Raw genomic sequence first — 16,265 nt, forward strand, 5'->3', positions numbered from 1 at the left:
CATTAAACGCCTCTTTGTGCAGTTACTCGCTCTTCTTTCTTCCGTATCTGCACATTAACTGCCTCTTTGTACAGGTACTCTCCCTTTTCTCTTCCGTATCTGCACATTAAACGCTTCTTTATGCAGATACTCGCTCCTTCCTCTTCCTTATCTGAACTTTAAACTCTGACAGCTCCTATCTATCAATAAATACTATTGCTTAACCTTCTCTTATACCTCCCTAACTAAATTTTAAACTACACCACCAACTACCTATAAATCTCGCAGTCTTTTACCCAAATGTCCCGATTACTAAGTATCACTTACAGGATATTTTTTACATTAAATACAATTACTTATACACAAAAAGGACTTATGACCTGTGAATTTGTTGCAAATTACAGGCTGAATTGCTTTGTTCTTCTTTCAATTTGTCTTATATGCTTAATAACGATGAAGTTTTTATTACTCAATAACTATAGTCTCTGTAAATACTTCTGCCCTACGATAATGCTTATTTAACCATACATGATGTTGAAAGGAGACTGTATGATGACAAAAACAATTGCCATCACCTCTGGAAAAGGTGGTGTTGGAAAAACAACAACAACCGCTAACCTTGGAACAGCTTTAGCCTTAATGGGTCATAAAGTTTGTTTAGTTGATGCAGACTTTGGTTTACGGAATTTGGATATTCCCCTTGGTCTTACAAACAGAATTATCTTTGATGTAATCGATTATTTATCAGGAAAGTGTGAAAGTATACAGCAGGTTATCATCAAGGATAAGCAGCTTACACAATTATCACTCATACCAGGTAGTCGAACAGCAACAGAACAAGATTATGAAAAAGAACAATTTCAACAAGCTATTGAGGAGCTTCAAACTGCCGCTATATACGATTATATTCTGATTGACTCTCCAGCTGGAATTGAAAAAGGTTTTGAAGCTGCCATCTCTGTAGCATCGGAGGCTCTTATTATTACAACGCCCGATCGTGCTTCTGTACAAGACGCTGATCGTGTAATAGGTCTGATAGAAAAGCAATATCAAATTCCATATAAATTAATTCTTAACTATTATAACGAAGCACAAATAAAGAAAAATTATCGCTTATCAGAAACTCTAATTGAAGAGCAATTAAATATTCCAATTGTAGGAATGATACCCGAGGATGAAAGAATCATTAAAGCGACAAACGAGGGGAAAGCAATCGCCTTATATAGCCATATGGAAAGCGGATTAAGATTTAGACATATCGCACGCAATCTTGTTTTTAACCAAACGAAGGTATTCCGATTACCTCCTACTAACCACGATTATCGTCGAAAAACCAAATTATTTACGATTTTTCAACCAACAAAAAAACAATATATTCGCTCATAAAAAGCCGGCCTGAATGACTCAGATCGGCTTTTTTGTTTTAATTTAAAAATTAGGATTGATTGCCTTGCTTGACCCAATTAGCAACAGTCACGGTTCTTTTCGCTTGGTATTTCACTGCCTCTTGGACATCTTCTGCCATATTACCTTCTTGGTCAACTGTGACACTTACACCATAAGGGTTACCTCCAGAAGAGAATTGTATGGCATCTGTAAATCCTGGTGAAGCAATCAAAGCTCCCCAGTGATGCATGGTCGTATATAATGAAAGGATTGTTGCCTCTTGACCACCATGAGCATTGCTGGCTGATGACATGGCACTTACAACCTTGTTTGCAAGTTTGCCCTGCGCCCATAATCCGCCTGTCATATCCAAAAATTGCTTCATTTGTGATGGGACATTTCCAAAGCGCGTTGGCACACTAAAAATGATCGCGTCAGCCCATTCTAAATCATCATTAGTTGCAACTGGAACATTATGAGCTTGCTCATAATGAGCTTTCCAGGCAGGATTAGATTCAATCGCAGCCATAGGTGCCAACTCTTCCACCTTTAACACCTTTACGGTTGCTCCAGCATTTTTTGCACCTTCCTCAGCCCATTGCGCTAACTGATAGTTCGTCCCAGTTGAACTATAATAAATAACGGCTACATTAACATTTCCCACTTTTGTTCGACTCCTTTTAACTAAGTAGTATCTTTCTTTTCCTTTTATCAAATAAAACAGTTTTCGTACGTAGTTTAACCAACCCTTTAAAAAATATAAAAAAAAGAGAAGGTCTATTTCCTTCTCTCATAAATGCCACTTTCAAAATTGTTATCACGATGCCACTGCTCGATATCAATAAAATGAGTAAAGTTAATCTCAAAAAAGTGATAATCGGAATTCTTAATAAACGAAGGGTTTGTCTTAGACTCAATTAAGTCATAACCAATCGCTTGATCTCGCTCATTAAAGACAGTATAGGTGATCATTGAGTACAGTGAATCAAAACCAACGACTGACGAGAATTCATCTACTCCTTCATAGCCAATTTGGTTCATCATATATTGCCATTCAGTAGGCAATTCCAAGATACCTGTCGAGTCCTCTAACTCTAGTTCTACTAAAAGTTGTACGTGAGGATCATACGTAAAATAAGTATTATACGAGCTAGAATAATTCCGCTTTTGGATCAAATAAACTTCTAGTGATAACTCCCCACCCTCTTGCCATTGTTGATGTTCTTGATTAAAATTCCATATTAAAAAGTGATTTTCTCCATCCTTATCACCCCACACTATTGGGCTGTGTGTCGATGTTGCCTCAATCATATTCCAATCACCTTTTTCCCATACCCACAAGGTTTGGTAAATAGGGAGTTCCTTTCCCCCGTCCATATAAAAACGAATTAGTAAACGTTCCTCATCCAACCCCACGATTTCTAGTTCCTTTACATGTTCAAGAGGTACATGCTCTCTATAATCAACCTTGTTATACGCGGCAACCTTCTCATGAATTTCTCCTTCACTCAACTCAGTTGGTGCTTGATTACCTTGAACGAAGAGAACTAGAAATAAAGTTACTGCTACTAAAGATATAATTGCTCCAATGATTAGACCGTTTTTCTTATTCATTTGTATCACCTCCGACCAAAACAGGCGTCTCGCTACGGAAATACAAATGCTCACTTTCCAACTGAATCAATAAGCCCTGTCCGTCTCTCTCAACAAATACTTGTGGATATAATCCACTTCCCTCCTTAGACTTTACGCCTATTAAAAGGTAAGGAAATGCTTCTACTCTATCCTTTTCATCAATGAGATCACCATCACCATCTTCCCATATCGCCCCCGTATAGAAAGCAGCTCCATCTAAAGCCGTTCTACGCCAACCTGCTTCAAATAAGACATGACGCTCAAGTGAAACCTGCTCCCCAGAAGGGTGCGTAATAATTAACTCTAATTCAGAGTCAGCTTGAATATAGGTCTGTAACTCATCTTTTTGATAGATCCCCTCATACAAGGGTGGTTCTATTAATGACAGAGCTAAAAAGACGAAATTAACAGCAAAACCTGCCCATAAATAGCGACGATAACGAAGCCACTTCTCTCTCTTTTTCCATGTAACCAAATAAAAAATTCCTACCCCAAGTGGCAAAATAGGAAATGAATAACGGTTAAAGGCCGATGTTTCAATTTGAAAGTCAAAAGAAAATAAACCGATAAAACCGAGTAACCATGCAAACCATAAAGATGGCGAATCTTGATGCTTCATATAAACAACCGTTATAATAATTAAAAATAAAAGCCACCCTAAAATGGTTAAACCCCATTCTACAAAAAGAATATCCCCCACATATGTACCTCCCTACCACTCATATATTTATATACCCGGAAATATTACCATATATTATGAAAATTTAATATATTGATTTTTAAAAATATAAGGGTATATTGACTTTTAAATTTGATATTATTCCACTACAATTAGAGAATACGCAAGAAATAGGAGAATGCCCATGATCATTAGATGGTTAAAACCTTTAATTGGAAAAAGACTTTTAAAAACTGGCTTAGCTGTCTTTATCACAGCTTGGATTTGCCAAGCTCTTGGTTTTCCTGTTGTTTTCGCGGTCATTGCTGCTATTGTTACGGTGGAGCCAACCGTCTATGCTTCAATCAAAAAAGGCATGATCCGTTTACCTGCTGCCGCAATTGGTGCTGCTATTGCCATGAGTTTTGATTTTCTCTTCGGTCAGGTCCCCATTACATTTGCCTTATCCGCTTTTCTTACCATTTATATTTGTCATCGCCTAGGCTGGCATGATGCCATCATTGTTTCTACTTTAACGGCTGTTGCGATGATTCCGATGGCAGATGATCACTTTTTTATGGCTTTTTTAACTCGTGTTGCGACGACAACGATTGGCATTACCGTATCAACCTTAGTGAATCTCGTCATTTGGTCGCCTAACTTTATCAATGATATCCGTCAAACGCAGAAAGAGCTCATTTTTGATACAAAATTACTCATTGATAAAAGTTTAGCCAATCAAAATCTAACCAAAAAAACAACCGCTAAACTATTCAAGCAGCTTAAACTCATTGATGAAAAAATGGAGCAAATGAAGGAGTATCTCCTTCTGCAGCGTGATGTCCACCGCTATAAGAAAGATAACGATGACGATCTTGCCTTAAATGATATACAGAGGCAAGTTAATGTAATGAATCAAATTACGTCGCATACTAAAAATATCATTGCTTATGCCAACCGGGAAAACTTACATAAAGATGATGCTATAAAACTTCAAAATGCATGGTCACTTATCAAAGATAGCTTTTATGAAAACTCCTTACGTATACATGGTGAGAATGTTCAGCAAGTTCGAGAGATTTTATACCCGCTCATTTATGAGAGTAAAAACGATGAAGTTCTAATTTCAAAAAGAACCTCGATTGCTATTGAGCTTTTAGCTATTTATCATTTGCTCATTGAATACCAAGAAGCTAGGCAGGCAGAGCAAAATAAAAAAGCAAATAAAGGTAAAGTACTTACTAGTGGATGATGAATAGACGAAAGCATACAATGCTTTCGTCTTTTTATATGAAAGTTACTTATGGGCGATAGTTTGTGCCGTGTAGTTAGCTCGTCATCCATCTCGCGATCAATGACCTTAGTAGGACAGTACCACCTGTTTGTTCAGGCATACTCCTAATGGTGATCGCGTTGTAAACGTGCCAACAGTTTGAACGTCGCCACTACTTTCATCTTTGTTGGTGACGGAGCTAGTTTTGGCTCCACCATGTGGGTTTTATATGAAAGTTACTGCTGATACTCATATGCGGAGCTTTGATCTCCGCACATCGTTTTTAATTAACCTTCATACAAAATATTAGGAAGGAAAAGCTATCCATGTAATTTATAAAATAGAAATCCCTATTTCCGTAAAATAGATCGAAGTTTCTCTCAATTTTTAGAGAGTTCGTGCTAAAATAAGTAAGGAATTATGGATTGAGGGATTTTGGAAATGGAAAGGAAATTGGTAGATGTCTTATAAAAAGAAAATGTTGCTATTCTATATTACCTTCGGAGTACTTTGGATCGTGCTAACCGATTATCTCTTGTACTTTTTAAATATAGAGACGTACATCAATATACAAAAAGTGAAAGGGATTATTTTTGTCATATTAACAGTGATTTTCATTTATCACATTCTTGGAAAAAGAGAAGAAGTGAAGCTATTAAAAAACGAAAAAGAACGCTTAACAACTCTGATTAATTCGATGGTCGACTTTGTTAACTTTAAAGATGGTCAAGGACGTTGGATTGAAACGAATGAATTCGGATTAAAGCTTTTTCAACTTGAAGGTGTTGATTATCGGGGAAAAACAGATAAAGAGCTCGCTAAGTATACGGAATTCTATCACGATGCTTTAGTTAGCTGTGTTGAATCCGATGAACAAACATGGCAGTCAAAAAAAGTAACGTGCGTTGATGAAGCGATACCACAACCTGACGGATCCATTAAAACATTTGAAACAATTAAAGTCCCACTTTTTGAAAAGAATGGATCAAGAAAAGGACTTGTTGTTATAGGTAGGGACGTCACAGAGAGAAATAGGGCAAATCAACTAGTAAAAGAAAGTGAAATCAAGTATCGTTCCCTTTTCAAATATAACCCTGAGCTTGTTTTTATCATTAATGTCAAAGGTGAATTAACAGAAGTTAATCCACAATTTGAACCTTTAACTGGTTATAATGCTCACTATGCGATTGGGCAGCATATTTTACATTATGTCGAGAGTGAGGATCGTGAGCGGATTGAGTATGCACTCGATCTCGTTCAATCTCAAAAAAAATCTGAACATGTCCAAGAAATAAAAATAAGTCACAAGGATGGAAAGCCATTAATTGTTCACTGTACATTTGTTCCTATTCTAAATGGAAATGATATACGAGGAATTATTGGATATACCACAGATGTGACAGAACGCCTTGCAACAGAAGAAAAATTACGAACGACGGAAAAACTTGCCGTTGTTGGAGAACTTGCCGCAGGAATTGCTCATGAAATCCGTAATCCACTCACTTCTTTAAAAGGTTTTGTTCAGTTGTTCAAAATTGAAAGTAAGGATGACAATTATATACACAATGTCATGTTAGATGAGCTTGAGCGTATTAATACCATCGTTAGTGAATTACTTGTTTTAGCTCGTCCTCAGGAATTAACGTTTACTCACAAAAACATTCATGACATGATGGATAATGTTTTAATGCTGCTTCATTCTGAAATGAATTTGCATGGAGTTTCTGTAGAAGTTGATAAAGAAAACCCGTATTTATTACTAGAATGCGAACCGAATCAGCTAAAACAAGTTTTTCTAAACATCTTAAAAAATTCAATGGAGGCACATGCCTCATTCATTAAAATTAAATTGTACCGTGAAAATCAAGATATTATCGTCATTATTGAAGATAATGGTGTAGGGATTAATGAGGAACGTCTCAAGAAGATTGGTGAACCTTTTTATTCTCAAAAAGAAAAGGGAACTGGTCTGGGTTTGACCGTTAGCTTTAAAATTGTTGAGGCACATAAAGGAACCATCAACTATGAGAGCAAGATTCATGTAGGAACTAAAGTCACACTTCAATTCCCAATATCTAGAGAAACTCCTCCCTCCACTTAAATCTTTATCGAAATTTAAACAAATAAAGTCATGAGGCCTTCTATTTGGCTTCATGACTTTTTACTTTGTTATTCAAATGCAGGAATAGCCGTTTCGTCAAAATTCTCTACTAAAAACTCACGAACTTGTGGACTTGTCATTGCTTCTGCGAGCTTTTGAATAGCTTCTGAATCTTGATTATCTTCACGTGCAATAAGCGTAATTGCAAACTCATTATCAGTACCTTCTGTTAAAAGTGCATCACTTTTAGGTGTAAGACCAAGCGGTGCTGCATATGCAGGCGTCATCACGACAGCATCTGTATCATCATAAGCACGTGCAAGCATTAACAAGTCGATTTCCTCAAAATGAAGGTTCTTCGGATTCTCAATAATATCTGATTGTGTATAATAGACGTCTGTTTTTTCTTGTAATGTAATAACATCATGCTGTGCAAGTAAGGCTAGAGAACGATCGACATTAGATGGATCACCAGCGATAGCCACACTTGCACCTTCTGGAAGATCTTCAATCGCCCCAAATTCTTTGGCATACACCCCGTAATTTGCATAATAAATAGGGACAATTGGTGTTAGGTTTGAATCATGGTTACGATTATATTCCTCCATAAACGGGACGTGTTGGAAGAAATTTGCATCAACCTCACCAGAAGCTAACATCGAATTAGGTAAAACATTATCACTCAAAATTTGAATATCTAAATTCACACCTTGCTCTGCTAAAGCCGGCTCTACCATCTCTAAAATATCTGTCATTGGTGGAATAAGTGAAGCAACTTTTAACGTAACTTCTTCCTGTTCTTCACCCGTTCCTGCCGTATCATCCACCAATTCATTCTCTTGTCCACCACAAGCAGCTAATAAAAAAACAATGAAACTCATCATCAGTAATTTCTTCATGTTGTATCCTCCTACTAACGTTTATCAATTTTTCTTGCAACAGTTGTTCCTATAAACTGAATGAATTGTACTAGTATAATCATAATGACGATCACGTATAACATTAATTCGGTTTCAAAACGCTGATAACCATACCGAATCGCAAAGTCACCGATCCCTCCTCCACCAACAACACCCATAATTGTCGAATAAGAGATAAAACTAATTATCGAGGTCGTTAAGCCAAACACAAGACCAGACCTTGCTTCAACAAATAAAAATTTAACAATAATTTCTCGAGTAGAGGCCCCCATCGAAACAGCCGCTTCGATAACTCCCCGCGGTATATCCAGTAAAGCTTGTTCGACTAATCGCGAATAGTGAGCAATGGCAATAATTGATAAAGGTACCGTCGCAGCCGCTGTACCAAATGCCGTACCAATAATAAATCTCGTAAATGGAATAAGGAAAACAACGAGTAGCAAAAATGGAAATGAACGGATAATGTTAACTAACAAATTAAGAATGGAAAAAACGAACTTATTCTCTAATATTTGTCCTTTTCTACATAAATAAAGTAATGTCCCAACTGGTAAACCAACAAGAACCGCAGCAATAATCGATACTCCGACCATGATAAAAGTTTCTATTATCGCTTGCCAGATTTGTGATTGATTCGCCGCTATAATATCTGGGGTAATCGCATCCCATCCCCTTAAAAAAGGCTCAGAAATAAAATCAGGAATCATGGCTATCACCTTCCTTTGTTAAGCGTTCAACAAAGCTTTGCGGGTGATTATGTACCTTCGGAATACCTTTTGGTTTAATAGCAACGGTTTGATAAATAGTCCCTTCACTCATAACTGAAACCCGTCTACAAATACTTTCAACGACTTCTAACTCATGACTGACAATGACAATAGTGACGCCAAAATTATCATTGATGCTCTGCAGCACATGTAGTACCTCTGCTGTCGTATTTGTATCTAAGGCAGAGGTCGGTTCATCACATAATAGAACAGCTGGACGATTAGCCAATGCTCTAGCAATCGCGACACGTTGCTTTTGCCCGCCGCTTAACTGTGCTGGATATTGATTTTTTAAATGCTCTAAACCAACAAAGCTAAGACATTCAAGTACACGCTCTTTCCTCTCTTTTTTCGGATAGTTGGAAAGCTGTAACGAGACTAAGACATTCTCAAATATGGTTTTATTGGCAACTAAATTAAAATGTTGAAAAATCATCCCTATTTTCTTACGTGCCTCACGGAGCCCCTTCTTTGTGGAGGTTGTTAAATTTTGCTCATTAATCTCCACCGTTCCACTGTCAGGGACTTCTAATAAGTTCATGATCCTTAGTAATGTAGATTTCCCTGCACCACTAGAACCAACAATGCCATGTACCTCTCCTTTTTGGAGTTCTAAGCTCACATTGTCAACCGCTTGATATGTACCATATGTTTTGCAAACGTTATGTAACTTTAGCATAATCATTTAACCTTTCTACCATTACACTCGACACCGTCCTTTATTATAGACGATCCAACAGAAAATGTCATTTAACACCTCCCTATCTTCGTCACCGATGTATGTCACCGCAACCTCAGTCCCAACTCGCTTCTCTAACCATTTGTTTAATCGTTACAACTTCAACACACTCTTGATAATCCATATGAATCACTTCTTTATAATTGTTATTTGAATAAACATTACTCTTAATCCCACTCTGGTATGGGAACTACCTCTACAAATAGAATTGAATCGACTGAAACCTTCCAATTCTTATCCACTAAAGTTCATCGGCTTAATAAAAATAGAACACGAAAAAATGATTCTTAATTATACAGATATAACTTATAAAATAATCTTTAACAGCAATAGCAAAAGGTTGGTTTTGTTATAATTGCAGGATTACAAAGCCCTAATCAAGTCAAATTTGGATAAATCCAATAGGTATACGATTTAGATTTTAACCACATTTGTTTTTGCAACGATGTCGTATAGGGATTGTTTCTTTTTCGTAAAAATGACTGGCAATATATATGCAAAAATAAGTGCATAAATGAGTATACCCAGCAAATAGTAGGTAAACGGGACAACACCATCTCCTATATAAATCAGTCTATACATAAGAAAATGTGACAACTCCCAAGGCAAAAACTTTAGGAAAGTTCGAAACGTTAAATGCAGCACTGATAATGCTTCTCCATTGTATCCCACAACTCGTATACCTGTTTTCCTTTTTCCAAAAGACTGTTTTCCAATGCGCGAATCGCTAATAATAAAATAAAGTGACACTGGGAAAGTCACCATTAAAAAGCCTGTAAACTGAGCTATAATTAATGAACCCGTGAAAAAATTTTGCAACGATGGAAATAGAAATACATTAGAGATAAAGAGTACAACTAAATAAATGAGAATAAGTATGTAATCAATCATAAAAGCTTTAAATCGGAGTAGAAATGAAGCATTCATTAACATTACCCTCTTTCATTTTGAATTGTAAGTTTATAAACATTCTTTAAATATGGTTTGTAATGCTTCTCTATTATGTAATCCAGTAGTTCATTTATCGAAATATTGTTCATTCTCAACTCCCATACACCTATGATTTCCATATACATACAACAATATCTAAATAATCTGAAATTTAATATAACACAAAAAACTTCATTTTTCCGCTAACCTGCTCCTTTTGTCATATAAGAAAAAAGCTTTCTTAGTTAGGAACGCCCTTAGTTTAGGTTACATCATTGATATAGTTAACATCTTATGCTGTTATGACATCACTTAATTTTATGAATGCTCTTCAATTATTAATAAATCCTCCCATTCTTCAAGTGATAGTTTTGTTGTTATGTTTTTCAACGTCTCAGGTACATCCACAAAGCACATCAATTCAAGACTATTATTATCGTAATCTTCAAAATAAACTGGGGCATTTCCATGATTAGGCCCAACACCTGGGTCTACTGACTTACTTTTACCAAAGGGTACTGCTACAATATTATTAGAATGTAACCACTATCGCTTTCTTCATATTAGAATACTCTAAACGGAAAGCGACATGCTTAATTGAAGGTTGATACGGTATTTTACTTTCTTCACCTTCCCATAAACCTAACCAACTTCTCTTCTTTTCAATCCAAAAGAAAGCAGTATCTTCGTCTACCAAGCTAATTTGATTAATTGAGAAAAAAGGGCTAAAACCCACTCGTTTCTTATTCTAACTTACGAAAAATAAAAAAAGCCCAAAATGCTGATGTACCTACACTTTAGAGCTTTTTCTCAATATGATATTAACAAAATGTTTGATACCGATGGTCGGGGTCGAACCGACACTCCCGAAGGAACACGATTTTGAGTCGTGCGCGTCTGCCAATTCCGCCACATCGGCATAAATTCATTGATACAACGCCGTTGGCAGTATTTCTACGGCGCGTACTTTTCGCTTGACCGCATCCTACTCGTCCACTTTGGCGTTGAATCACCGCACTATCACTTACGGTAAATGTAAAACGCGTCTGAATAGTATGCGTCCTAAGACAAATAATAATATATCACGACAAATTACACGTGTCAACAATATTATATGTCGAAATAATCCTCCGCCTTTGCTCCCTCGTCATACTGGCGTATGAACCGCATCACCTTCCGCATAATCACCGAGCCTGGCACGTAATTCTTATCGTTACATAATCGCGAAGCCGTATCTTTATTAACGTTTATTTCGCGCTTAAATTCTTCCTGCGTGTAGCCGTAATGGTCGATTAGTTTGCCGACTTTTGTGCGAGATTTACCTATTCCTAACATGTCCGCGATACCTCCTACGAATCTATTATTATACTAGCCTCGCCATAGTCCGCGAAAAATATACAAGCCCACCTCGAAAGAATTCGGAAACATGGACGGGCATGTCGCGTAATAATCTAGTAGGGCAGCAACCGCGGTAATGACCACGGCTAATCTACGAAACTTACCGCGGTCGTAAGTGCGGTATTTAGTGCGGTTATGCTACCGCGGATGTACAAGAAATAAACGCAATATAATAGGAAACGGTAAATTTGTTTAAAACAGCAGTGAGAGAAGAATGAGCGAACGAGGAGGCGGTAAAATGATTACCATTGTAACGTTGGAGGGAATATTGCGAATGTCACCGGCTATTGTAAAAGCATACGGAATTGTTATCGGAGGTGGGGCAACTTTAATCGGAGCGGCGTTATTTGAACGGCACTTTGCTTCGCGGTCGGCGGTCATTATCGCGGAACGTATCGCAGCTATCGTCAAAGTGGCGTTACCTATCGCAGTGATTATCGCCCTAATTATCTTCGCGCTAAATAATCCGCTAATGTAAGGAGGTTGCGTCTATGTTTACGCAAAAATCGCAATTAAAACGCAAATTGACGAAAGCGTTTCGTGCTGGCGGTCTACACTTAACGTATAAAAACGGCACGAACACGCAATATATCATGCCGAAAATCCACGCGGTCGACGTACTCGACGCGGGCGTCCGCTACGTCTTTACGGTGCCGCTCGGCTTAAATCCGGCGGACATCGAGGCTAAACGGTGGCTATTCGAAGCCCAATTCGGCACAAATATCGAACTTGACCGCGATAATAAGACGTTTAAATTGTCGGTGTATTACGCGGACATCCCCGCCGAATTGTTATACGAATATAACGAAATAGCCTCCGCACTACAGCCGCATCGCTTGCCGATTATTTGCGGTAAAGGACGGACTGGCGGTTATGTCGCGTATGATATGACGGAGCATCCGCATTTATTAATCGCGGGCACGACAGGTAGCGGAAAGTCGACGCAACTGAGAGCCGTGCTGACTACGTTGATTAAGGCGTGTGAGCCGCTCGCCCTTGAGTTATACCTCGGCGACCTCAAACGCTCCGAATTCCATGCGTTTAGAAACGTTGAGCATGTAAAGACGGTAGCGACGCACGTTGACGAGTTAGCCACGATATTTGCGAAGATTGCCCGCGAACTACAGAAACGCGGCGACTTACTCGATAAATACGAAGAAACGCATACACACGACTTGCCGGCGAATGTCCGACCGCCTTATATCGTGTTATGTATCGATGAGGTCGTGCTACTCAAGAAAGAACGGAAGCTCATGCAAGTTGTCGAAGATATATCGTCCATTGGGCGGGCACTCGGCGTGTTTTTAATCTTATCGATGCAACGCGGAGATGCGCAAGTCCTTGATGGTAAGCTTAAAAATAATCTAACCGTACGAATGGGCTTTCGGCATACGGACGCAATTAACTCGCGAATCACGGGGACGGCGGGCGCGGAACAGATAAGCCGAGACACGCCGGGACGGTTCTTGCTAAAGCTCGACGAACTGACGGAACTGCAATCGCCCTACCTCACGTTGCCCGCCGCGAAAAAGTTGCTCGAACCGTATAAAGTTGACCCGAGTGAAGACGTAATTGACGCAGAGGTTACGGAAGTGCCCGAGGAGCCGATTTTCGGGGTGTTAGACGATGATTAGCCGAGATAAAGCGATTATTGCCGACTTAATGAAATTCCGCGTTATGAGCCGCGACGACATTTGTGCCATACATTTTCGCGGATTAAAGGACCCGATAAAAGCGACAAACAGCGTGCTTAAACGTCTAAGACGCGACGGGCACGTAAGGGCGATAACCGACCGCCACCAATATCTGTACACGCACGCCGACCAAACGCTAAAAAAAGACAGCGCCAAGATTCCGCACTTTCTCGCCATTGTGGCGGTTTATCGCGAAATGTGTGAGGTGGAAAAACCGAAGGTGTTCGAGGTCGAGCCGAAGGTGGGCGAGAAAGGTACGGTTGAGCCGGACGTGTTTGCGATTTGGCGCAAGGCTCCGTTTTATATCGAGGTGCAGCGAAATATTTACTCCGCGAAAGTTTTCAAGGCGAAACTAGACCGCTACGAGGCGTTTTACTACGGCGAAGAATGGGCGAAGTTAAGCTGGCAGCCTCGGGGTAAAAAGCCGATATTTCCGCGGATATGGGTGATTGGCGAAGGGAATTACGACTTACAAGGTCGCCCATTTAGCGTCCTCCATACGCAAAGGGCCCGAATAAATTAACGGTTGCATAGCGAACGTATATTCGTATATAATATCGGAAAAGGAGTTGGTAATTGTGGAGGATATCGTACATCTAAAACGCGGAAATAAGCTGTGGGAACAAAAGATCATGTTACCGGAACACGTCGAAGCTCTCGCGGAACTCAAACGGAATGAGCTAAAAATACCGCCGCCCGACCTCGCCGACCACGAACTAGCCGAAATAGCTGAAACTGCGATGACCTCGCTGAAACACGAGTTAGACGTAGTGGTGCGATACTGGGACGATGGGTTTACGCGTGACATAACCGGCGTGATTACACGGGTCGATCGGGACTTAAAAACGTTGCGGGTCAGTGATAAGCCCGTTAGGATTGACGCGTTGATTAGCGTTGTATATGTATAAGGCGCCGACCGCGGCGCCCTTTTCGTGATTACTTCGGCTGTTTCTTCGGCTCCTCGTATCCTTGCGCCTCGTCCGAATCCCCCACGCCATCGGTCGTAGGGTCGACGATAATGCCGAGCAGGACAAGCACGTAAAGCGCCGCCTCGACCACGTTTACCACGTTTTCTTCGAGCCCTAACGGCACCTCCACGCCAAATAACGTCGCCACATGATTCGCGACCACAAACAAAGCCGCCACCAATGCGATGATAAACGGCTTTTGCTTAAAACGTACTTTCCAGTTAATTCCGCCCATGTTACGTCCTCCTATCGTAGTAGTTGATTTACGCGCCTCTGTACGGCTGCCGCGTCATAGCCCGCCGCTTTTAACTTCGCCGACCTTTGCGGATTATTGCCCCATTTGCCGGCGATAACCTCGCGTGCAATTTGGTCGACGGACTTGCGGACGGGCGCGGGCTTGGCAGAGCTACTTGCGCCCAAGATGCGGTTGACTTCGGCTTGGACGGCTGAAGCGTTATGCCCCGCGTTAGTCAATCGTTGCGTGCGTTGCTGACCGTTGCCCCACTTTCCGTCGATGACTTCGCGTGCAAGTTGTGCGACGGTTTTCGGTTTAGCCGCGCCTAACTTTTCGTTGACGAGCGCTTGTACTGCCGCGAATTGTGCGCCGAGTGCCTTGCGTCTAGCTTCGCCTGTTCCGTGTTTGCCCGCGATAACTTCGTCAGCGAGTTGCTCGATGGACTTCGGTGCGGGCGGGGCTGGCGGCTTAGGTTCGGCGGTTTGCGTTGGGGCTGGGGATGCGGGCTTCTCAACTCCGACCACTTCCCCCTTAAACTCGTCCCATACGCGTAATAAATTCGTCGGACAGTTTTTTCCGCTCCAATGACGGTGGGGCACGACGTTACCCGCGGCAATGCCGAGGTCTTTCATGAGCTTGCGAATTAATTTAATCGCGTTAGCCCGCGCCTTCGCGAAATCTCCGTCGGCATTTACGCAGATTTCAATACCGATTGATTGACGATTGCCTACCCCGTTTCCGCCGTCGCCTGCGTGCCAGCCCGACTCATTAAGCGGCAAATGCTGATAAACGTCGTCGCCGTCGTCTACCGTATAATGCCATGAGGCGGAGGTCGTCGGATTCTTAACGTAACGTGCGTGCATTTCCGCGTTTGCTCCTAAGCGAGTATTAGCCGTTTCGTGGACGGTGATAAAGCGGGCAGTCATCGAGTGCCCCGGTCTGTTTCCGTTTGATTTCGGGATAAAATCTTGAATAATATTCATAGTATCGCTCCCTTTCGTTAGTTAAAGTAAAATCGCGTGATAATCGGCACCAATGCGAGTACAATCGGCACCATAATTCCGACGAACCATTTGCGGTCCGCTTTCCGGTCTTTGACCGCCTGTTTTGCGTCGTCTTCCGCTTTCTTAATTTTCGATATAGCCTGATTCGCGAGCACTAACGCTTGGTCGGCTTTGTCCTCCGCCGCGTCCGCTTGGCGTGCGGTTTGGGCAGCCTCTTTACGCCATTCTTCGATAAGTTTCGTCTGATGTTCGACCCCTTTCGTTACTTTTGCGAGTTCGACTTGCATCTCGCCGATTTTCTGCAAGAGATCGTAAATTGATGGCTCGGTCAATTACGCTCCTCCTTTCCGCGACAAAATAAAAAGCCCCGCTTAGTCCGCGAGACTTTTCGTTTATATAAAAATTTTACGTTATTTTGCGTTAGATTCCGTTGGTAAAGGTCCTATAAAATCATAATCACCCGGTAGTGGAATTGACTCTTCACTTGAGCACCCCATTAAAACTGATAAAAATAATATACCTCCGATAAATATTTTTTTCATATGAACCCCTCCTAGTTATGGTTTGTTAATCCTATT

Annotated in this window: 20 protein-coding genes and 1 tRNA gene; 7 read left to right on the forward strand and 14 right to left on the reverse strand. The window is 40.5% G+C overall.

Annotation, left to right across the window (positions count from 1 at the left end):
• Window positions 1-531 precede the first annotated feature (531 nt).
• Window positions 532-1,365 carry a septum site-determining protein MinD gene (gene minD, locus PQ479_RS14955; protein WP_047988355.1) on the forward strand — a complete coding sequence of 278 codons (834 nt, stop codon included), beginning with the start codon at window positions 532-534 and terminating at the stop codon, window positions 1,363-1,365.
• Between the two features lie 49 nt (window positions 1,366-1,414).
• Here the strand turns inward: minD and wrbA are convergent, their stop codons facing one another.
• From wrbA to PQ479_RS14970, 3 genes are all read right to left on the reverse strand, one after another.
• The gene (gene wrbA, locus PQ479_RS14960; protein ID WP_047988354.1) at window positions 1,415-2,029 is read right to left on the reverse strand and encodes an NAD(P)H:quinone oxidoreductase; all 615 of its coding nucleotides are present in this window, start codon (window positions 2,027-2,029) and stop codon (window positions 1,415-1,417) included.
• Window positions 2,030-2,142: 113 nt separating this feature from the next.
• A complete protein-coding gene (locus tag PQ479_RS14965) occupies window positions 2,143-2,979 on the reverse strand; it encodes a hypothetical protein (RefSeq protein WP_047988353.1) in 837 nt (278 codons plus the stop codon).
• Window positions 2,972-3,700 (reverse strand): hypothetical protein, encoded by a 729-nt coding sequence (locus tag PQ479_RS14970; protein WP_047988352.1) that lies wholly within the window; start codon window positions 3,698-3,700, stop codon window positions 2,972-2,974. Before PQ479_RS14970 ends, PQ479_RS14965 begins: the two co-directional genes overlap by 8 nt.
• Before the next feature lie 163 nt (window positions 3,701-3,863).
• On the opposite strand from PQ479_RS14970, the gene PQ479_RS14975 reads away from it, so the two are divergent.
• Both PQ479_RS14975 and PQ479_RS14980 read left to right on the forward strand, forming a co-directional pair.
• On the forward strand, window positions 3,864-4,910 hold the full coding sequence (locus tag PQ479_RS14975; RefSeq protein ID WP_053070367.1) for an FUSC family protein: 1,047 nt from the start codon (window positions 3,864-3,866) through the stop codon (window positions 4,908-4,910).
• Between the two features lie 481 nt (window positions 4,911-5,391).
• Entirely contained in the window at window positions 5,392-7,032 is a 1,641-nt protein-coding gene (locus PQ479_RS14980; RefSeq protein ID WP_047988351.1) for a PAS domain-containing sensor histidine kinase, read from the forward strand.
• A 68-nt stretch (window positions 7,033-7,100) separates the two neighbouring features.
• Here the strand turns inward: PQ479_RS14980 and PQ479_RS14985 are convergent, their stop codons facing one another.
• The 7 genes from PQ479_RS14985 to PQ479_RS15015 form a co-directional block, all read right to left on the reverse strand.
• On the reverse strand, window positions 7,101-7,931 hold the full coding sequence (locus PQ479_RS14985; protein WP_047988350.1) for a MetQ/NlpA family ABC transporter substrate-binding protein: 831 nt from the start codon (window positions 7,929-7,931) through the stop codon (window positions 7,101-7,103).
• A gap of 14 nt (window positions 7,932-7,945) precedes the next feature.
• Entirely contained in the window at window positions 7,946-8,659 is a 714-nt protein-coding gene (locus PQ479_RS14990; RefSeq protein WP_047988349.1) for a methionine ABC transporter permease, read from the reverse strand.
• Window positions 8,649-9,398 (reverse strand): methionine ABC transporter ATP-binding protein, encoded by a 750-nt coding sequence (locus PQ479_RS14995; RefSeq protein WP_083991287.1) that lies wholly within the window; start codon window positions 9,396-9,398, stop codon window positions 8,649-8,651. The genes PQ479_RS14990 and PQ479_RS14995 overlap by 11 nt, the downstream gene beginning before the upstream one ends.
• Window positions 9,399-9,872: 474 nt before the next feature.
• Window positions 9,873-10,385, reverse strand: a complete 513-nt coding sequence (locus PQ479_RS15000) for an RDD family protein (protein ID WP_047988348.1) — start codon at window positions 10,383-10,385, stop codon at window positions 9,873-9,875.
• A gap of 535 nt (window positions 10,386-10,920) precedes the next feature.
• Window positions 10,921-11,124 carry a hypothetical protein gene (locus PQ479_RS15005; protein ID WP_273717068.1) on the reverse strand — a complete coding sequence of 68 codons (204 nt, stop codon included), beginning with the start codon at window positions 11,122-11,124 and terminating at the stop codon, window positions 10,921-10,923.
• A gap of 101 nt (window positions 11,125-11,225) precedes the next feature.
• Window positions 11,226-11,307 (reverse strand) — tRNA-Leu (locus PQ479_RS15010).
• A 191-nt stretch (window positions 11,308-11,498) separates the two neighbouring features.
• Window positions 11,499-11,723 (reverse strand): hypothetical protein, encoded by a 225-nt coding sequence (locus PQ479_RS15015; protein ID WP_047988347.1) that lies wholly within the window; start codon window positions 11,721-11,723, stop codon window positions 11,499-11,501.
• 277 nt (window positions 11,724-12,000) lie between these two features.
• Here PQ479_RS15015 and PQ479_RS15020 point away from each other — a divergent pair, with 277 nt between their 5' ends.
• From PQ479_RS15020 to PQ479_RS15035, 4 genes are read left to right on the forward strand one after another with little or no spacing between them, the layout of a single operon-like run.
• Entirely contained in the window at window positions 12,001-12,264 is a 264-nt protein-coding gene (locus tag PQ479_RS15020) for a hypothetical protein (RefSeq protein ID WP_273717069.1), read from the forward strand.
• Between the two features lie 13 nt (window positions 12,265-12,277).
• Window positions 12,278-13,420, forward strand: a complete 1,143-nt coding sequence (locus tag PQ479_RS15025; RefSeq protein WP_047988345.1) for an FtsK/SpoIIIE domain-containing protein — start codon at window positions 12,278-12,280, stop codon at window positions 13,418-13,420.
• The gene (locus PQ479_RS15030; protein WP_047988344.1) at window positions 13,413-14,003 is read left to right on the forward strand and encodes a replication-relaxation family protein; all 591 of its coding nucleotides are present in this window, start codon (window positions 13,413-13,415) and stop codon (window positions 14,001-14,003) included. Before PQ479_RS15025 ends, PQ479_RS15030 begins: the two co-directional genes overlap by 8 nt.
• Before the next feature lie 55 nt (window positions 14,004-14,058).
• Window positions 14,059-14,388, forward strand: coding sequence for a YolD-like family protein (locus PQ479_RS15035; protein ID WP_047988343.1), 330 nt, complete (start codon window positions 14,059-14,061; stop codon window positions 14,386-14,388).
• A 28-nt stretch (window positions 14,389-14,416) separates the two neighbouring features.
• On the opposite strand, the gene PQ479_RS15040 is transcribed toward PQ479_RS15035, so the two are convergent.
• The 4 genes from PQ479_RS15040 to PQ479_RS15055 all read right to left on the reverse strand — a co-directional run bounded on the left by PQ479_RS15040 (window position 14,417) and on the right by PQ479_RS15055 (window position 16,229).
• Entirely contained in the window at window positions 14,417-14,683 is a 267-nt protein-coding gene (locus PQ479_RS15040) for a phage holin (RefSeq protein WP_047988342.1), read from the reverse strand.
• Window positions 14,684-14,694: 11 nt separating this feature from the next.
• Entirely contained in the window at window positions 14,695-15,666 is a 972-nt protein-coding gene (locus PQ479_RS15045; protein WP_053070365.1) for an N-acetylmuramoyl-L-alanine amidase, read from the reverse strand.
• Between the two features lie 17 nt (window positions 15,667-15,683).
• Entirely contained in the window at window positions 15,684-16,019 is a 336-nt protein-coding gene (locus tag PQ479_RS15050; RefSeq protein WP_047988341.1) for a hypothetical protein, read from the reverse strand.
• 78 nt (window positions 16,020-16,097) lie between these two features.
• Window positions 16,098-16,229 (reverse strand): hypothetical protein, encoded by a 132-nt coding sequence (locus PQ479_RS15055; RefSeq protein ID WP_273717070.1) that lies wholly within the window; start codon window positions 16,227-16,229, stop codon window positions 16,098-16,100.
• Window positions 16,230-16,265: the final 36 nt, after the last annotated feature.

Source organism: Alkalihalobacillus pseudalcaliphilus, from assembly GCF_028610675.1.
Taxonomy (GTDB): Bacteria; Bacillota; Bacilli; order Bacillales; family Bacillaceae_D; genus Alkalihalobacillus; species Alkalihalobacillus pseudalcaliphilus.